The sequence below is a fragment of the Hymenobacter algoricola genome (assembly GCF_039539525.1).
Taxonomy (GTDB): Bacteria; Bacteroidota; Bacteroidia; order Cytophagales; family Hymenobacteraceae; genus Hymenobacter; species Hymenobacter algoricola.
Map to the genome: position 1 here is coordinate 56,405 of NZ_BAABDH010000003.1, position 17,565 is coordinate 73,969.

Sequence of the window (17,565 nt, forward strand, 5' to 3'; positions counted from 1 at the left end):
GGGGGCCGCCTACGCGAAAGGCGACTCGAACCCGGCGAAGGCGGGCAGCATCTTGTCCTTGTCCGACACGATGGGGTTGGTGGCGTGCCAGTTGATATTCAGCGTGGGGTCGTTCCAGCACAGGCCGCCCTCGGAGCCGGGCTCGTAGTAGTCGGAGCAGCGGTAGAGAAACAGCGTGTCGTCCTGCAGGGCGTAGAAGCCGTGGGCGAAGCCGGTGGGAATGTAGAGAATGTTGCCCCGGCGCGAATCCAGCTCCACGCTCAGGTGCTGCCCATAGGTGGGCGACGAGCGGCGCAGGTCCACGATAAAGTCGCGCACCCGGCCCGTAGCCACGCGCACGAGCTTAGCCTGCGAGTACGGGGGCCGCTGAAAGTGCAGCCCGCGCAGCACGCCCAGCCCCGAGCTGGACTGGTTGTCCTGCACCCACTCGCCCACGGCGCCGGCTTCGGCCATCACCCGGGCGCTGAACGACTCGAAAAAGATACCGCGCGAATCTTCGAAAATACGGGGCGTGAACTCCACGACGCCCGCCAGGGCATGCTGCTTGACTTCCATGAGCAGGAAAATAAGAGGCGCGCAGAGGGAGCCTGCACGGGCACAAGGTAGCTAGTTTTAAGGCTCAGCGCTGACCTGATCCTACTTCTTCGACCACGCGCAGGTATTTATCCAGCACAATCTGCTCGTCGAACTTCTGCTCGGCCAGCCGCCGGCCGGCCCGGCCCATGGCTGCCAGCGCCGCATCGTCGAGGCGGAGCACCTGCAACATCTTGGCGGCCAGGTCAGCAGCGTTGCGCACTTCGCAGAGCAGGCCGTTCTGGCCATCCACCACGGTTTCGCGGCAGCCGGGCACGTCGGTCGTCACAATGGGCTTGCCCATGGCCGCGGCTTCGAGCAGGGTTTTGGGCGTGCCTTCGCGGTAGGAGGGCAACACCACGCAGTCGGCCAGGCGCAGGTGCTCGGCCACGTTGTCCGACGTGCCCAGGTACTCCACGTGGCCCGCCCGCAGCCACTCGTCGAACAGGGCCCGCTTCACCCCGATGTTGCCCGACTCATCAATACCGCCCAGCAGCTGCACCCGGGCGCCGGGCACGGCCTCGCGCACCAGGCGGGCGGCCTCGAAGTACTCTTCCACGCCCTTTTCGTAGAGCACCCGCGCAATCATGAGGAAGGTGAAGGGCTGCTGCCGCCGGAACTCGGCCGCGGGCCGGAACTTGTTGGTATCGATGCCCGAGCCGGGGAGCAGGTCGGTGATGCCGGGCTGCACCAGGCCGTGGTCGAGAAACAGCTGCCGGTCGTCGCCGTTCTGAAAAAACACCCGCTTGGGAAAGCGGAAGGCAAAGCGGTACAAGCTCAGGGCCACCGTACTCACGAAGTTCTTGACGATAAACACCGTACCCAGCCCCGACACGTTGTTGACGCTCGGAATGCCGGCCAGCCTGGCCGCCAGCGTACCGTAGATGTTGGGTTTAATGGTGTACTGCAGCACCACGTCGGGCTTTTCGCGGCGGTAGATGTTGTAGAAGCGGCGCGTGAGCAAAGCGTCCTGGGCGGGGTTGGTGCCCTTGTTCTCCATCAGAATCGGGACGAAGCGGCAGCCCAGCTCGGTTTCCAGGCGCTCCGAGTAGGCGTCGGGCGGGGCAATGGCCAGCACTTCGTGCCCGGCCGCCTGCAGGGCCCGGATCAGGCTGCCGCGAAAATTCCAGATGTTCCAGGAGGTATTGATGACGATGGCAACGCGCATAGGGCAGACGGGGAATAGAGTTCGTAAAGGTAGCGGTACCGGGCAGGAATCGGCACACGAAGGTCCCGCCGCCTTGCCCGGACCAGCCTCAGAAGGGGTTCCGGCGCTTCCCGGTCTGGCGGCATACGCTTTTTCCAGGGCGGAAGGCCGGCTGGCTGGGGCGACAGTCCCTACCGCGCATTGCGGACCTAACTCACTATCGGCGGCTCCGTACCTTTGCCGGATGAGACCTTGCACTTTCTCCCGCCCCCGCTCCGGCGGAGTCCGGTTTTTGGGATTGATTTTGCTGCCGCTGCTGTTAGCAACGGCCTGCACCTCGGCCCCCGACTCCACGGCGCCCCCAACGGCGGCCGCTCCGCCCACGGCTGATGCGGGACTGGAAGCGGGCAAAGCTATCTTCACCCAGCGCTGCGCTGTCTGCCACGGTCCCGACGGCAAAAAAGGCCTGAACGGGGCCCACGACCTGACCAAAAGCAACCTGAATGCCACCGGCCGCGTGTACCTGGTTACGAACGGCCTGGGCTTGATGCCTTCCTTCAAAACCGAGCTCACGCCGGCTGAAATCGACGCGGTGGCAGCTTACTCTCTCACGCTGCGCTAAGACTGCTTTGCGGCAACCTTGTGGGGCGCCACTTTACTTTTACTACCTGAACTCATGGCCAAAAAAGGCAACTCGCATAGCTGGAATCCTACCAACAGCACCCGCCACCACACCACCGACGCCCCTACCACGGGGCCCAAGCGCGACCCCAACCTGGGCACCTACGATACCACCAACGGCCAGGAAACCGCCGTGCTGGTGGCCGTACCCGACAAGCGCCAGCCCGAGCTTCAGACCCGCGAGTACCTCGACGAGCTGGAGTTTCTGGCCGAAACCGCTGGTGCCCAAGTGACCAAGCGCTTCATTCAGCGTCTCGACAAGCCCGACACCCGCACTTTCGTGGGCGAGGGCAAGCTGGCCGAAATCAAGGCCTACGTGAACCACAGCCGCACCAGCATGGTCATCTTCGACGACGAGCTTTCGCCCTCGCAGCTGCGCAACCTGGAGGCCGAGCTGAAGGTGAAAATCGTGGACCGCTCCCTGCTTATTATCGACATCTTCGCCCGCCGGGCCAAGTCGGCCACGGCCCGCACCCAGGTCGAGCTGGCCCAGTACCAGTACCTGCTGCCCCGCCTCACCGGCCTGTGGAGTCACCTCGACAAGCAGCGCGGCGGTGGTGTAAGCCAGCGCGGACCGGGGGAAACGGAAATTGAAACCGACCGCCGCGTCGTGCGGGAGCGAATCGACTTTCTCAAGGAAAAGCTCAAGGACTTCGACCGGCAGAGCCACACCCAGCGCAAGTCGCGCGGGGGCGTGATTCGGGTGGCCCTGGTGGGCTACACCAACGTGGGCAAAAGCACGATTATGAACCTGCTGAGCCGCTCCGACGTGTTTGCTGAAAACAAGCTCTTTGCCACCGTCGACTCCACGGTGCGCAAAGTGGTGCTCGACAACACGCCCTTTCTGCTCTCCGACACCGTCGGCTTTATCCGCAAGCTGCCTACCCGCCTGATCGAAAGCTTTAAGTCGACGCTGGACGAAATCCGCGAGGCCGACCTGCTGGTGCACGTGGTGGACATCTCGCACCAGTCGTTTGAGGAGCAGATTGCGGTGGTCAACGACACGCTCAAGGACATTGAGGCCGCCGACAAGCCCATGCTGCTGGTTTTCAACAAGATTGACCAGTATGAGCTGGACTCGACGGCGCTGAAGAAGGATGAGTTTGAGGGCATGAACCCCGACGAGGACGAGACGCCCCGCCCGACGCTGGCCCAGCTGCAGGCGACTTACATGGCCAAGATGCACGACCCGGTGATTTTCATCTCGGCCCAGGAGCGGCAGAACATCGACGAGCTGCGGGCGCTGCTTACGCGCCACGTGACGGCCCTGCACCGGCAGCGCTACCCCAACCAGGTCGGCGAAGCCTACGACGAGTAGCTTCCCTTCTGCTTAAAAATGCTTTTCGCCAGCCCCGTCATCCGGCCCCCGCCGCGTGACGGGGCTTTTTTCTGTGTTCGTCGCAAATGTCATTTGCGGCGTTATTTCAACGATTTGTTATCGAAATGTTAACATAATTAGGGCATTGTTATAAAAATGGCAACCCTCCTGCGTATATTTCCATATCCCCACTCATTCACTCACCATCCAAAGAAAACCGTTTCGCATGAAGACAACCTTCTACGCTGTTGCTCTGGCCTGCCTGGGCCTGGGTTCATTTGCTGCTCAAGCCCAGGATGCCCGCCTGGCCCCCATGGGTGGCAACCCCGCCGCTGTTGTTGGCCGCAACTGCGCATCCATGGAAGTTCTGGAAGCTCAGCTGGCCGCCGATCCGGCTATGGCCCAGCGCATGCGCGCCATTGAGCGCCAGACCGCGGAGGTGCTGGCCGGCAACGGCGCCAATCGGACCAATGCCATTGTCACCATCCCCGTGGTCGTCCACGTGATCTACAATACGACCGCCCAAAACGTACCGCAGGCGCAGATTGATGCGCAGATCCGGGTACTCAACGAGGACTTCGCCAAAACCAACGCCGACGCCAGCCAGATTCCTTCCCTGTTCACGGGGGTAGCGGCAAGCACCAACGTTCGGTTTGTACTGGCTAAGCGCGACCCGAACGGGGCTGCTACTACGGGCGTTATCCGCAAGTCGACCAAGACTCGCTCCTTTAGCAGCAACGACGCGGTGAAGTCTTCCAGCCGTGGCGGCAGCGACGCCTGGCCAGCTGATAAGTATCTGAACCTTTGGCTGTGTAACCTCGGCAACGGCTTGCTTGGCTACGCCCAGTTCCCCGGTGGCGCAGCCGCTACCGATGGCGTGGTCTGCCTGTATTCGTCGGTTCCCGGCGGCACGGCTACCAGCTACAACAAGGGCCGCACGGCTACCCACGAAGTAGGCCACTGGCTGAACCTGCGCCACATCTGGGGCGATGCCACCTGCGGCAACGACCTGGTATCGGACACCCCGACCCAGCAGACGTCTAACGGTGGCTGCCCGGCTTTCCCTAAGGTAACCTGCGGCAACCAGGGTGATATGTCGATGAACTACATGGACTACACCTACGACGCCTGCATGTACATGTTCACCACCGGCCAGTCGTCGCGCATGGACGCGCTGTTCGCCACCGGTGGGGCCCGCACCGGCCTGATCACCTCTTTAGGCGGCACGGCTCCCCGCGCTGCGCTGGCTACTACCACGGAAGTAGCCATGTATCCTAACCCGGCCAGCAGCGTGCTGAACCTGACCCTGCCGAAGACGGCCAACGCCTGGAACGTAACGGTATACGACCTGCGCGGCCACGAAATGAAGCAGGCGGTTTACAATGGCCAGGGCCAGGTAAACGTAGCCCAGCTGCCGAAGGGCCTGTACCAGATGACCATTTCGAACGGTGAGCAGACCACGCGTCAGCGCTTCCAGAAAGACTAGGTGCCCGGGGCAGGCCGCGCGGCGCAGCTTAAGCTGCACCGTGCTGCTTTCTCTGACTCCGACAATGAAAAGGCCGGCCCCAAAGGCCGGCCTTTTTTACTGATTGAAGCGGCGCGCCTGCAGGTCGTAGCAACCGGCCGGCGATGCGCTTTTGTTGCCAAATTCTCAAAATACCGGCGCCTTACGGTGCATTATCAAAAAAGTTATGCCAGTATTTTATAAATATTCACAGTAAAGTGGATTGTAGCCTTCCAAATATTATCTACATTGTCATTCCGTTTACCCTTTCCCCCAACCAACCCCCCAATTCTCTCGCATGAAAAAAAACTATTACGCACTTGCCTTGGCCTTTTTGGGCTTGAGCCTTAGCTTCCAGGCGGAAGCGCAGAAAACCCGGGAGTGTGCCACCATGGAAAGCCTTGAGCGCCAGATGGCGGCTGACCCTTCGCTGGCTCAGCGGATGGCTGCCATCGAAAACCAGACGCGCCAGTTCGAAGCCAACCCCATTTCCCAGCGCAGCACGGCTCTCACCGGCACCATCCCGGTAGTAGTGCACGTACTGTACAGCAACGCCAACGAGAATATCTCCGACGCGCAGATTGCTTCGCAGATTGCCGTGCTGAACGAAGACTTCCGCAAGCTCAACTCGGACGTAAATAATACCCCCGCCGCTTTTGCGGGCCTGGCAGCCGATGCCGGCCTGCAGTTTGTACTGGCCAAGCGTGACCCGAACGGCAACGCCACCACGGGCATCCAGCGCAAATCGAGCACCAAGACCACTTGGGGCACCGCTGATGCCATGAAGAGCACCACCACCGGTGGTCTGAATGCCTGGCCCGCCAGCCAGTACCTGAACCTGTGGGTATGCAACATCGGCGGTGGTATCCTGGGCTACGCCCAGTTTCCGGGTGGCGCCGCCAGCACCGACGGCGTAGTGGTAGGCCCCAACTACTTTGGCCGCACCGGCTACCTGTCGGCGCCCTTCAACAAAGGCCGCACGGCCACGCACGAAGTAGGCCACTGGCTGAACCTGCGCCACATCTGGGGCGATGCCTCCTGCGGCAACGACCTGGTAACCGATACCCCCACCCAGCAGACCAGCAACACGGGCTGCCCGGCTTTCCCCCGTCGCACCTGCGGCAACACCACCAACGGCGACATGTTCATGAACTACATGGACTACACCGACGACGCGTGCATGTACATGTTCTCTACCGGCCAGTCGTCGCGCATGAACGCGCTGTTTACTGCCGGCGGCTCCCGCGCTTCCCTGATTACTTCCCTGGGCGGCACGGCTCCCGGTGGCACCACGCCTCCCCCTGCCGCTACGTATTGCGCTTCGAAGGGCACGAGCGTGGCCTACGAGTTCGTCGACTACGTGAAGCTCGGTACCCTGGTCCGGACCTCGGGCGCGGATGCCGGCTACTACAACGGCACGGCCCTGGCGGCTCCGAGCATCGGCGCCGGTACCTCGCAGACCGTCAGCTTCAGCGCGGGCTTCGTGGGCACGGCTTACTCGGAGTACTTTAAGGTCTACATCGACTACAACCAGAACGGCCTGTTCACCGACGCCGGCGAGCTGGTGGTAAACGCCGCCGCCAGCAGCGTGACCACCATCCGCAGCGCGACGTTTACGGTTCCGGCCGCAGCCAAATCGGGGACGACCCGCCTGCGCGTGGTGATGAGCGACAACTCGGCTACCACCAGCTGCAACTCCTACAGCTACGGCGAAACCGAGGACTACACGGTCAACATCACCGGCGGCACGGCCAAAACGGCCTCGACGGCCCGCATCGGCAACAGCACTGAGTACAGCGTATATCCTAACCCGACGGCCGACGTGCTGAACGTGGTGATTCCGACGGACCGCCTGGGCAGTGCCGTTTCGGTGAAGGTGTACGACGTGCGCGGCGCCGAAATGAAGCAGGTGGCCTTCGATGGCAGCCAGCTCAACGTAGCCAACCTGAGCAACGGCATTTACCTGCTGACCATCACGGCCGGCGACCAGGTGTCGCACCAGCGCTTCGTGAAGCAGTAAAGTAGCTTCACTCGGGAGGACCGTAGCTTTCCCTTACGCGCCGCGGTTTTCCTGATTAGGCTAAAAAAGGCCCGCCGGCTCCCGGCGGGCCTTTTTATTTTTTCGCCAGCTTGCGCTTAGATCAGCACTCTTAATAACCATTTTGGGAAGCACGTAGTAAAGAGGCCCATCCCATTTAGCCGCTCCACTGTATGAAAACCCTGTATCTGATGCGCCACGCGAAATCCAGCTGGAGCTTCGACGATTTGAGCGACCAGGAACGCCCCCTCAACGACCGGGGCCGCGACGATGCCCCCCATATGGGCCGGGCCCTGGCCGCCCGCAGCATTCAGCTCGACCTGCTGGTCAGCTCGCCGGCCGTGCGGGCCATGAGCACCGCCTCGCTGGTGGCCAAGGAAATCAGCTACCCCCACGACCGGATCCAGGTGATTGAGGGCATCTACGGGGCCGAAGTGGCCGGCCTGCTGGCCATCGTGCGCCAGCTGCCCGACGCGGCGGCCTCGGTGCTGATGGTGGCCCACAACAACACGCTCACCGAGTTTGTGAACCTGCTTTCCCCCAACCAGATGCCCGAGCTGCCCACCTCGGCCATCGTGTGCCTGAAGTTCAATACCGAGCACTGGGCCAAGCTGGACCGCGCCAACGCCGAGTTCTACTTCTACGACTACCCGAAGAATAATTAGGGCTTAGGGTTTCAAGGACCTGGGGACTCAGGGTCTTGGTTTTCGTTCAACGAATCCAAGTCCTGAGACAGAAGAGCCCACGTCCCTATACCAAGTCCCTAAGTCCCCAAGACCCTAAGTCCCCAAGTCCCCAAAATGGAATCGACCAAGAAACACCAACCCGTACTGCTCAACCGCGAGCTAAGCTGGCTCACGTTCAACCGCCGCGTGCTGCAGGAAGCCCAGAATCCGGCCGTGCCGCTGCTGGAGCGGGTGAAGTTTCTGGCCATCTTCTCTTCCAACCTCGACGAGTACTTCAAGGTGCGCGTGGCCACGCTGCGGCGGCTGGTGAAGCTCAAGAAAAAAACCCGCGCCAAGCTGGGCGAAGACCCCGGCGAGCAGCTCAAAAACCTGCTCGACGAAGTGGGCCGGCAGCAGCAGGAGTTCGGCGAGACCTTCCGCGAGGGAATCCTGCCCGAGCTGCAGCGCCAGCACATCCACCTCATTGCCGAGCACGACCTGAGCCCTACGCAGCGGGAGTGGGTGCACGGGTACTTCCGCGAGAAGGTGCAGGACCTGCTCTCGCCGGTGATTCTGGACGAGAACATGCACCACCTGTTTCTGAAGGACCAGACGGTGTACCTGACGTTTCACCTGACCGAGCCCCTCAAAGCCAAAGCCAAGAAGCACGACGACGAGGAGCGCGTGGTGGTGGTGGAGCTGCCCACCAAGCGCCACGGCGGCCGCTTCGTGCAGCTGCCCACCGAGGGCGCCGAGCACTACGTGATGTTTCTCGACGACGTCATCCGCTGCTGCGTGCACGACCTGTACCCCAAGTACCAGCAGGTGCAGGTGCAGGCCCTCAAGCTTTCCCGCGACGCGGAGCTGGACATCCAGGAGGAGGTATCGGGCAACATGATGGCCAAGATCAAGAGCAGCCTGCAGAAGCGCGAAACCGGCTACCCGGCCCGCCTGCTCTACGACCCGGGCATGCCCAAGGCCGTGCTCAGGAAGGTGATGCAGAAAACCGGTATCGGCAAGGACGAGCTGGTGGAAGGCAGCCGCTACCACAACTTCCGCGACTTCTTCGGCTTCCCGACCCTGGGCCTCACCGACCTGCAGTACCCCGAGCAGCCGCCCCTGCCCCACCCCACGCTGCCCCGCACCGGCGGCAAAATGCTGGCCGCCATTGCCGAGCGCGACCACCTGCTGCACCTGCCCTACCAGTCGTTCGACTACGTGACGCGCTTTATCACCGAGGCCGCCACCGATGCCCACGTCACCAGCATCGGCATTACGCTGTATCGGGTGGCGACCAAGAGTGAAGTCGCCAAAGCCCTGCTCAAGGCCGTGAAGGCCGGCAAGCAGGTGACGGTGGTGGTGGAACTCAAGGCCCGCTTCGACGAGGAGTCGAACATGTTCTGGGCCGAGAAGCTGCAAAAGGCCGGCGCCAACGTCATCTTCGGCATCCCCGAGCTGAAGGTGCACAGCAAGCTGCTGCTCATCACCCGCACCGAAGACGAGCAGAACCGCCTCTACGCCTACTTCAGCACCGGCAACTTCAACGAGGTCACCAGCCACATCTACGCCGACCACGGCCTGTTTACCTGCGACCCGCGCCTGACCCACGAGGCGGCCGAGGTGTTCCGCTACTTCCACGACCGCCAGCCCAAAACCGGCTTCGAGCACCTGCTGGTGGCCCCGTTTGAGCTGCGCGACAAGCTCAACGACCTCATCGACCGGGAAATCAAGCTGGCCAAGCACGGCAAGGACGCCTACATCATTCTCAAGCTGAATGCCCTGCAGGATGAGCGCATGATCCTGAAGCTCTACGAGGCCAGCCAGGCCGGTGTACGCGTCGAGCTGCTGATCCGCGGTATCTCCTGCGTGATACCCGGCGTGGAGGGGCAGAGCGCCAACATTCAGCAGCGCGGCATGGTCGACCGCTACCTGGAGCACGCCCGGGTGTACGTGTTCGGCAACGATGGCGAGGAAAAGGTGTTCGTGGCCTCCTCCGACTGGATGGCCCGCAACCTGGACCGCCGCGTGGAGGTGGCCTTCCCCATTCTCGACCCCGCGCTGCGCGCCGAAGTGCGCCACCTGCTCGACCTGCAGCGCCAGGACAACATGAAGTCCCGCGACTGGGAAAACAACTACATCGGGCAGGCCGAAGGCGAGGTGCAGCAGGTGCGCGCCCAGGTAGAAACCTACGAGTACCTGAAGAAGCTCAGCAAGCGCCGCGCCGCCCCGGTGAAGAAGGCCCCGACGCCGAAAGACCCGGCCGGGTAGCCCCCCGGCCTCCCCAGGAGCCTCACCCCCAGCCGCACCTGCTTTATGCGCAGAGTCCTGAGGAGAGAGGAGCTTGCTGCCCTACAAACACCAGAGCCACCAGCTGCCCAGCCGGTGGCTCTGGTGTTTGTAGGGCAGCAGGCCGCGGCGGTGGAAGCGGCGGCCCGGCTGGTGCTGGCGGCGCGGGCGCAGTGTGCCGCCGAGAGCCTGGCCACCCTCTACGACCCGCTCACCATGCCCCCGGTGCTGGTAAAAGCCCACCAGCAGCTCGACCGGGCCGTGGACCTGTGCTACCGGGCCGCGGCTTTCCCCACCGAGCTGAGCCGCCTCGAATTTTTGTTTGAGCAGTACCGCCAGCTCCAGGCGCCCCTGCTGCCCCCGCCGCCCAAAGCCCCGCGCAAGGCTCCCGCCAACCGCTAGCATCCGGCCCCTCACCCAAAGCCCCGCCCGCCGCCTTTCCCCACCCCCATGCCAAACCCGCCCGGTCTGGACCTCCAGTACCGTCCCGACCTGGACCTGCTCACCGCCCGCTGGCGGCACGACTCCAGCTTCGCCGACCTGCAAGCCGAGTACGAAGCCCGGCTGGCCGCCGGCCGCGCCCACCACGCCACCCGCTGGCTCGTGGATGTGCGCCGCCGCGACGCCCCCACCCTGGAAGCCTCCGAGTGGGTGGCGCAGCAGTGGCTGCCCCGGGCAGTGGCTACCATGGCCCCCGCCCGCCTGCGCCTGGCCTACTTCATCTTGCCCGCCCAGGCCGAGATGCTGCGCACCAATACCGCCATCCAGCCCCTGGTGCACGAAGCCCTGGCCCGCATCCACGACTACGAGATGGAAATATTTCACAACGAAGGCGAGGCCGTGGGCTGGCTGCTGGCCTAGCCCCCACCCGAAACCGGGGGTCCGCCCCCATCAATCGAGGGTCCGACCCCATCAAGTGAGCTTCCGAAGGCCGATTTCGAGCTTCCGAAGGTCGAAATCGGTCTTCGGAGCGTCGAAATCGAGCCAGCTTGGCCCGATTTCGCCCTGAAAAGGCCCGATTTCGACCTTCCGCGGGTCGCAATCGAGCCTCGCAGCTTCGATTGCGAGCCCAAAAGGCCCGATTCCGAGGCGCGTCAGCTCGAAATCGGGCCTTTTGGGCTTGGTCAGGCCACGCTAGCCTTTGGTGGGGCCGGGCTTGCGGCCGGCGGTGGTGTTGCCGGGGAAGCGGGTGCGCAGCTCGTCGTAGGCAGCCTGGGCCCCGGGGCGCTTGTTTTTCGCCAGAAACTTAATGTTGCCATACACGGTGAGGGCCGCGCCGTAGGCTTCCGAGCCGGCCACCATCACGGTGGAGTCGGTATCGAGGGCGAGCTGCTCGAACTGCTGCCGCAGCGGGGTCAGGGCGGCAATGCCGGCCGCATCCTGCTTCAACTCGGCCAGGCTCACAAAATCGGGCACGAAGGCGGCATTGTTGGTGGCCTGCTCGGTGGTTTTGGTCACGAAGGCCACGGTCTTGTCGCCCATGCGGAGCATGGTTTTGCGCTCTTCGGGGGTCAGCGACAGCAGGTAGGGCGCCAGCTCGGCCTTGATGTCGTCCAGGGACTTCTGCACCCGGGTCAGCACGGCGGCCGGGATATCGGAACGGAACTCGTTGGGCATGGAAGGGGGGGGTAAAGGGTAGAAGATGGGAGAAACGCGCGTTGCAAGAGGCGCTTCGGGTAGTGGATAAGCAGAATAGGTTTCCGAAGATGGCAAATGTGCGCCGCTGTTGCAAGCCGCCCGCCGGGTACGGGCCCGCAACGCCGGCCGCGGACGAAAAAAGCCCTTCTCCGGAACCGGAAAAGGGCTTTTTACAGGACCGCTGTTCAGGAAGCAAGGCCGAGGCGAGCTGCTTCGCGGCGCTGTTTCGCAGTCAGTGAGCGTCGTAACGCGAAGTTCTCCTTCGCGTCGTCCGGCCCGGGTCAGCGGTGGGCGTCAGCAACGGGTCGCGAAGTGAAACTTCGCGTTAGGCGTGGGCGGTGTACTGGCCCGGCGACGGCCTCAAACTGCCTGCGGGTGAGGGCCAACCAGCTTACTTGCGGCCGGCGGTTTTCTTCAGGAACTTGCGGGGGGGCACAATGAACAGCTCCAGGCTGGCGTAGGGCGCGCCGGCCAGCTTGCTGTCGATGATCTTCTCGCGGTCGGCGTTGGTGCGGTCGAAGGCGTCGAAGGCGTAGTTGTAGCGGTAGCCGCCTTCGGCCCCAAACCAGAGGAAGTCGTAGATTTCCCGCTCCCAGCGCAGGCGGAACTTCACTTCCGTCTCGCGCAGCTCCAGGGTACGCAGGGCGGTTTTGCCGGGGTCGGACATGCCGTTTTCCAGGTTGCGCTGCAGGGGCGTGCGCAGCTTGGTGATGTAGTTGAGGCCATCGACGGAGTAGCCGGCGAAGAGCAGGGAGTTGGGCGCGACGTTGTAGCGCACCGTCACGCGGGCCGGAAACAGGGCCTCCACCCCCCAGCGGCTGTTGAAGGTGCGGTTGTAGAGCAGGGCCGGATAGGGGCTGAAGCGCCCGAAGGTGTAGCCCAGCTGCACGCCCAGCCCCCAGGAGAAAGTCGGGCTGCGCTTCCAGCCGTAGAGAAACTCCGACGACACGCGCAGGTAGTCCTTCACGCTGAGCTCGGAGGAGGTATAGTCGCCGCTCAGCTCACCCTTCACCCGGAAGATGTACCAGTTCACGGTATTCACCGGCCGGATCACGGCCAGCTGGGCGCCCAGGGTCTTGAGGCCCTTGTCCTCAATGTTGTCGTAGAGCTCGTAGCCGGTGGGCGAGTCGCGGAACGCAAACTCCTCCCGCTCGTAGTTGATGCCCAGAATCAGCTTCAGGTGGGGGTGGTTGACCATCGGAATGTAGCCCTTCACGTTGAAGCGGGCATTCTTGGTGGCCTCCGAGCTGAAGTCCTTCAGGCCGACTACCTTGCCCGTGGAGGCCACGTTGAAGCGCGGCACCCGCTCGTAGTGAAACACGAGGCCCTTGCTGGGGCCCATGCCCACCACCGAGGGCGTGGCAAACTCCTGCCGGTCGATGACGCTGCTGTCGGCGGCAGCAGGGGCCGGCAGCGGGTACACCGGCGTGGTGGGCGTCACCTGGGCCGTGGCCGCGAAGCTCAGCCCCAGCAGGGCCAGGCCGGTGGTCAGCCGCCATTTGCCGGAGGGGGTTGGAAAGGGAAAGCGGTAAGAAGTCAGCATCGTGTGGGGTGGTGAAAGCCGGGCAGGGTAGGAGCCCGAAAGCAGTATCGTTGGGCTAACGGGAATCCGGGCAAAAGGATAGGCCCGCCGCCGGGTGAGCCGGTCGGGCCGGGAGCGGCGACGCAGCAATCCGGCCGGCGCCCTGCCGCACGCCGGGCGACCAAAAAGCCCCGAGGTCTGGTGACGTCGGGGCTCTGGGGGGGGGGAAGCACAAGCAGCTGCCGGGCGCGCCCCGGCCGGTTGGGCCGGACGGCTAGAACAGGAAGTCGAAGCCGACGAAGACCAGGTTCTCCTCCCCGACCGAGTAGGTGGCATTGATAACGGCCTGCTTGAGCACGTCGATCCAGATGCCGCCGCCGGCCGCGGTGTGGAAGGACTTGAAGCCGGTCCGCACGTCGTTGTCGGAGTACACGCGGGCGGCGTCGGCCAGGCCCAGGATGCCGAACTTGCCGGGCACCAGGTAGGCGTTGAAGGTGAAGAGCTGCAGGCGTATCTCGCCGTTGGCATACACCGAGCTGCGGCCCGAGTAGCGGGTGCGGCGGTAGCCGCGCAGGTTGGTGGTGCCGCCCAGCGTATTGGCCTGGTAGAAGCGGTAGTCGCCCAGGGCGCGGTTGGCGCCGATGCGGCCGGCCCAGGTGAGCTGGAAGGGGAAGTTCGGGCTCAGGTAGAAGCGGACTTCCGTGGCCAGGTTGCCGTAGCGCAGCTTCTCGCCGTTGAGCTGGTAGTTGTACTGGGCCTCGTTGTACCAGCGGATGCCGATGCGCGGATTGATGGGCGAGCTGCTGGCGTCGAGGTTGAAGTAGGCCCGGCCGCCGGCGTAGCGGTTCAGGCCGAAGTCGGAGGCACGGATGCCGAAGCGGGTATTTTCCAGGCCGCCGGTGGCGTTCAGGCTGTCCTGAATCACGCTGCCGATCTGGGCGCGGTCGACGCGGAACTGGTCGTACTGGGGGCCGAAGCCGACTTTAAGAAAGCTGAACACGTCCTTTTCCAGCGTGGGCGAGAAGGTAAAGCGCGAGAACCGGATGCGGTAAGAGCTGGTGACGGTGCGGTTGGTGACGTTTTCCCGGTCGTTTTCCCGGGCAAAGTTCTCGGTGTCGTTGCCGATGCCGAAGAAGTTGTAGAGCAGCTGCGGGCCGTAGAGCTGGCTGTTGACGTTCAGGTTGAAATTGCCGAATATCTCCGTGAATTTGCCGGTGTAGCGCACATTGTAGGCGTCGCGCGAGGGGGCGTAGTTGGCCGCCAGGGTCTGCTGGGTGGCGAAGGGCGTCTTGCGGAAGCCGTAGGTGCGGTACGTAGCGCCGCCCCCGATAAACACGCCGTCGTCGATGTTGTAGCCGAAATAGGCGGCCGGGCCGAAGTAGTTCAGGTTATAGTCGCCACGGTTGCCGCGGGGGTGCACGTCGTAGCGGTTCACGTCGATGCCGGGCTGCAGGCGCAGGCGGGCTTCGGTGCCGGGCACAATCACGTTGCCCGAGTCGCCGTCGTAGATCTGGGTTTTGTGGCCAAACCAGCCGTTCACGTGCGAGTCATCCACGATGGAGTCGCGGCCGGTGCCGGCAATCACGCGCAGCAGCGAGCCGCTGCCCGAGCGGCCGGTAATCTTGTACACGTCTTCGCCGGCGAAGCCGTAGAGGCGGATTTCCTTGGTGTCCTTGTCGAAGGTCTTGTCGAACAGGTCCTTGCTGACTTTGCCTTCCTTGTTGATCTTATTGACCTGGACGCGGGTTTTGCCGCCTTCCAGCCGGGTCACCACGAACTTCTCGCGCTTCTTGCTGCCCTTCACCTCGACAATGTGGTTCAGGGTGCTGTAGTAGTCGTTGGCCAGCTGGGGCAGCAGGTCGCGGCGGCTTTTGAGCTTGGCCACAATTTCGGGCCCGTGCAGGTCGTAGATTTCCTTGGACCAGCGGGTGCGGAAGGCCTTTTCAATCACGTCGTCGGTGAGCGAGACCTTCATGTCTTCGGCAATCTTCACCCAGTCCTCCTTGGTCACCGACGCCAGGAACGTGCGGTCGTTGGCCAGGGCCGTCAGGTTGAGGCCCTTGTAGTCGGCGTAGTCGTAGCCGAAGTTCTGGAAGTTGCGGACCGCAAACTTGCGCGAGGCCAGGAACGGAAACAGGCCGTCGCCCTTAAAAAAGGCAATGTCGCGGTCTTCGGGCACGCCGGTGAATTTCCGGTCGCCGTCCTTGTCCTTCTTCTCGGCCCAGCGCCACTGGTCCTCGTGCCGGTCCCAGTCGCCGATCCACATGTCGAACAGGCGGGAGCGGGCAAATTCCTTCTCGTTGACGCGGTTGTCGTTGTCGTCCTGCAGGCGCTCCAGCACCTTGTCGGTTCCCACCAGGTTGGTGGCGTTGCCCAGCGAGGCCACGTTGCTCTGGTCGTCCTTGGCATCTTCCTCAAAGCCGGCGGGCGTGTTAGAGAAGCGCTCCAGGTACTGGCCCAGCAGCGGGTCCTGGGGGACGTACACCGGCTTGGGGTTGGTATGCAGAATCTTGGCCGCATCGGCCAGGGGCGGAATGGCGAAGGACGCGTAGGGGTGCTGGGCCGAAATCTGGTCCTGCAGGATGTCGGCGGCGGCGCCTTCGCGCAGGGCCTCGGGCAGCACGGCGCCGGGGTCCTTGTCGATGCCGCGGATGGTGAACAGGCGGCCGGCCTCGTTGCGCACTTTCAGCGAGGCGGTCTGCTTGCCGCCCCCGATCTTGTAGGCTTCCAGCCCGCCCTGCTCGGTGGCCATGTCGAGCACCTTGAACTTGACCGGCGTTGCCCACTCCTTGCGGTAGTGCTCGCCGAAGAGGAAGTTGTGAAACTTGTTGTGGTCGTCATACTCGGGCTTCACGGCCAGCGTGATGGTGCTGTCGCCGAAGTTGGGGCGCTTCACCTGCTTGGTTTCCAGCTTCTGCACCACGGCCGCCGTCTGCTGGGCGTAGAGCGGGGTGCGGAACACCAGCCGGCCGGTTTCGCCCTTATCGTTGGGCACCCAGAACTCGGTCCAGACCTCGCCGTTGTCGTAGTAGTTGACGCGGGACCAGCCTTTTTCCTTGTCCGAGAAGATGGAGCCGGCACCGCTGCCGGCGCGCACGTGCTGGGTTTTGCAGCCCGAGCCGCTCACAATCTGGTGCCAGGAGTTGATTTTGAAGTACTGCAGGTTGTGCTCGTGGCCCGAGGCGTAGATGATGTTTGGGTACTTGTTGAAAATCTCCTCCAGCCCCTTTTTGTAGGCCTGGTACTGCGGGTGGGCAATGTCCTGGCTGACGCCGCCGTACTTGCGGGCAAACGGGTAGATGGAGCCGATAATCGGCAACGGGATGAAAGCATACTTGTAGACGATGGACACCGGAAAGAAGTGGTCGGCCAAAGTAAAGTAGCCGCCATGAACACCGTCGGAATAGATCGGGTGGTGGGCTACCACCATGATGTTCTTGCCCTGGTTGCGGGCAATGATGTCTTCGAGCTGGGTGAAGAAGTCGGTTTCGTTGGCCACGCCGCAGCCGCTGTTCGAGCCGTAGGGCCGCTCACCGTTGGTTTGCAGAAACCACTGTGAGTTGACGGCAATCATGACCACATCGTCCTGCACGCGCACCTCAAACGGGCCGGGGCAGGCATTGCGGGGAATGAAAAAGTCGCCGGTATAGGCGAAGGCGGCCGAGTCGGAAGTCAGGTAGTTTTCTACGAAGGCCTGCTCCCGGTTTACCTGGTCGACGCCGCCGGTGAGGCCCTGCTTCCAGTCGTGGTTGCCGGGAATCATGTACTTCTCGCCGGCGTAGTCGCGCAGGGCATCGAGCTGGGCTACCATGCGCTCCTCGGAGGCTTTGCGGTCGTAGGCACCCTCACGGGGCATGCCGTACTCATATATGTTGTCGCCCAGGTAAATGGTAGTGCTTTTGCTGCCGGCCTTCACAATCTGGCTGTGCAGAAAGTTCAGGGCCGGCTCCCCGCCCTCGGCCGTGGGCACGGGCTTGCCTACGTCGCCGATCAGAAAGACGGAATAGCGGATGCGGGAGCTGTCGGGCGGGGTTTTGCTTTCCCAGGTTTCGCCTCCGTGGTGGTAATTGGGCCGGGTGGGATGGGCCGTCTGAGTCTTTTGGGCAAAGGCCGCGTTCAGGCTACCAAGGAGTAGCAGGGCGCAGAACAGGAAATGTCTTCTCATATAGAAGCAAGGAACGGAAAAAACGAGC

At 63.1% G+C, this 17,565-nt stretch carries 13 protein-coding genes; 8 read left to right on the plus strand and 5 right to left on the minus strand.

Translation table 11 applies throughout. The annotated features are described in order from the left end of the window. Positions 1 to 9 precede the first annotated feature (9 nt). Positions 10 to 555, minus strand: a complete 546-nt coding sequence (rfbC, locus tag ABD842_RS00770; protein ID WP_345108641.1) for a dTDP-4-dehydrorhamnose 3,5-epimerase — start codon at positions 553 to 555, stop codon at positions 10 to 12. A gap of 64 nt (positions 556 to 619) precedes the next feature. Continuing rightward, positions 620 to 1,741: a glycosyltransferase family 4 protein gene (locus ABD842_RS00775; protein ID WP_345108644.1), complete on the minus strand. Its 1,122-nt coding sequence runs from the start codon at positions 1,739 to 1,741 to the stop codon at positions 620 to 622. Between the two features lie 223 nt (positions 1,742 to 1,964). Here ABD842_RS00775 and ABD842_RS00780 point away from each other — a divergent pair, with 223 nt between their 5' ends. The 8 genes from ABD842_RS00780 (at position 1,965) to ABD842_RS00815 (ending at position 11,073) form a co-directional block, all read left to right on the plus strand. Then, entirely contained in the window at positions 1,965 to 2,342 is a 378-nt protein-coding gene (locus tag ABD842_RS00780; protein ID WP_345108647.1) for a c-type cytochrome, read from the plus strand. Positions 2,343 to 2,396: 54 nt separating this feature from the next. After that, entirely contained in the window at positions 2,397 to 3,719 is a 1,323-nt protein-coding gene (gene hflX / locus ABD842_RS00785) for a GTPase HflX (protein ID WP_345108649.1), read from the plus strand. Positions 3,720 to 3,945: 226 nt separating this feature from the next. Then, on the plus strand, positions 3,946 to 5,205 hold the full coding sequence (locus ABD842_RS00790) for a M43 family zinc metalloprotease (RefSeq protein WP_345108652.1): 1,260 nt from the start codon (positions 3,946 to 3,948) through the stop codon (positions 5,203 to 5,205). Positions 5,206 to 5,521: 316 nt separating this feature from the next. Then, entirely contained in the window at positions 5,522 to 7,243 is a 1,722-nt protein-coding gene (locus ABD842_RS00795) for a GEVED domain-containing protein (protein ID WP_345108655.1), read from the plus strand. A 191-nt stretch (positions 7,244 to 7,434) separates the two neighbouring features. Further along, positions 7,435 to 7,926, plus strand: coding sequence for a SixA phosphatase family protein (locus ABD842_RS00800; protein ID WP_345108658.1), 492 nt, complete (start codon positions 7,435 to 7,437; stop codon positions 7,924 to 7,926). A 135-nt stretch (positions 7,927 to 8,061) separates the two neighbouring features. Continuing rightward, a complete protein-coding gene (gene ppk1 / locus ABD842_RS00805) occupies positions 8,062 to 10,194 on the plus strand; it encodes a polyphosphate kinase 1 (protein WP_345108661.1) in 2,133 nt (710 codons plus the stop codon). A gap of 114 nt (positions 10,195 to 10,308) precedes the next feature. Beyond that, positions 10,309 to 10,614: a type IIL restriction-modification enzyme MmeI gene (locus tag ABD842_RS00810; RefSeq protein ID WP_345108664.1), complete on the plus strand. Its 306-nt coding sequence runs from the start codon at positions 10,309 to 10,311 to the stop codon at positions 10,612 to 10,614. Between the two features lie 48 nt (positions 10,615 to 10,662). Further along, entirely contained in the window at positions 10,663 to 11,073 is a 411-nt protein-coding gene (locus ABD842_RS00815; RefSeq protein ID WP_345108667.1) for a hypothetical protein, read from the plus strand. A gap of 273 nt (positions 11,074 to 11,346) precedes the next feature. On the opposite strand, the gene ABD842_RS00820 is transcribed toward ABD842_RS00815, so the two are convergent. From ABD842_RS00820 to ABD842_RS00830, 3 genes are all read right to left on the minus strand, one after another. Continuing rightward, positions 11,347 to 11,829 (minus strand): hypothetical protein, encoded by a 483-nt coding sequence (locus ABD842_RS00820; protein WP_345108669.1) that lies wholly within the window; start codon positions 11,827 to 11,829, stop codon positions 11,347 to 11,349. A gap of 412 nt (positions 11,830 to 12,241) precedes the next feature. Next, a complete protein-coding gene (locus tag ABD842_RS00825) occupies positions 12,242 to 13,393 on the minus strand; it encodes a DUF6268 family outer membrane beta-barrel protein (RefSeq protein WP_345108671.1) in 1,152 nt (383 codons plus the stop codon). 253 nt (positions 13,394 to 13,646) lie between these two features. After that, positions 13,647 to 17,537, minus strand: a complete 3,891-nt coding sequence (locus ABD842_RS00830) for a metallophosphoesterase (protein ID WP_345108674.1) — start codon at positions 17,535 to 17,537, stop codon at positions 13,647 to 13,649. Between the last annotated feature and the right edge of the window lie 28 nt (positions 17,538 to 17,565).

Bases quoted from the DNA above. Each gene is read 5' to 3' on its own strand.
- ppk1 (WP_345108661.1), top strand. From the start codon at position 8,062: ATGGAATCGACCAAGAAACACCAACCCGTACTGCTCAACCGCGAGCTA.
- hflX (WP_345108649.1), top strand. From the start codon at position 2,397: ATGGCCAAAAAAGGCAACTCGCATAGCTGGAATCCTACCAACAGCACC.
- ABD842_RS00790 (WP_345108652.1), top strand. From the start codon at position 3,946: ATGAAGACAACCTTCTACGCTGTTGCTCTGGCCTGCCTGGGCCTGGGT.
- ABD842_RS00815 (WP_345108667.1), top strand. From the start codon at position 10,663: ATGCCAAACCCGCCCGGTCTGGACCTCCAGTACCGTCCCGACCTGGAC.
- ABD842_RS00820 (WP_345108669.1), bottom strand. From the start codon at position 11,829: ATGCCCAACGAGTTCCGTTCCGATATCCCGGCCGCCGTGCTGACCCGG.
- ABD842_RS00825 (WP_345108671.1), bottom strand. From the start codon at position 13,393: ATGCTGACTTCTTACCGCTTTCCCTTTCCAACCCCCTCCGGCAAATGG.
- ABD842_RS00775 (WP_345108644.1), bottom strand. From the start codon at position 1,741: ATGCGCGTTGCCATCGTCATCAATACCTCCTGGAACATCTGGAATTTT.
- rfbC (WP_345108641.1), bottom strand. From the start codon at position 555: ATGGAAGTCAAGCAGCATGCCCTGGCGGGCGTCGTGGAGTTCACGCCC.
- ABD842_RS00830 (WP_345108674.1), bottom strand. From the start codon at position 17,537: ATGAGAAGACATTTCCTGTTCTGCGCCCTGCTACTCCTTGGTAGCCTG.
- ABD842_RS00780 (WP_345108647.1), top strand. From the start codon at position 1,965: ATGAGACCTTGCACTTTCTCCCGCCCCCGCTCCGGCGGAGTCCGGTTT.
- ABD842_RS00800 (WP_345108658.1), top strand. From the start codon at position 7,435: ATGAAAACCCTGTATCTGATGCGCCACGCGAAATCCAGCTGGAGCTTC.
- ABD842_RS00795 (WP_345108655.1), top strand. From the start codon at position 5,522: ATGAAAAAAAACTATTACGCACTTGCCTTGGCCTTTTTGGGCTTGAGC.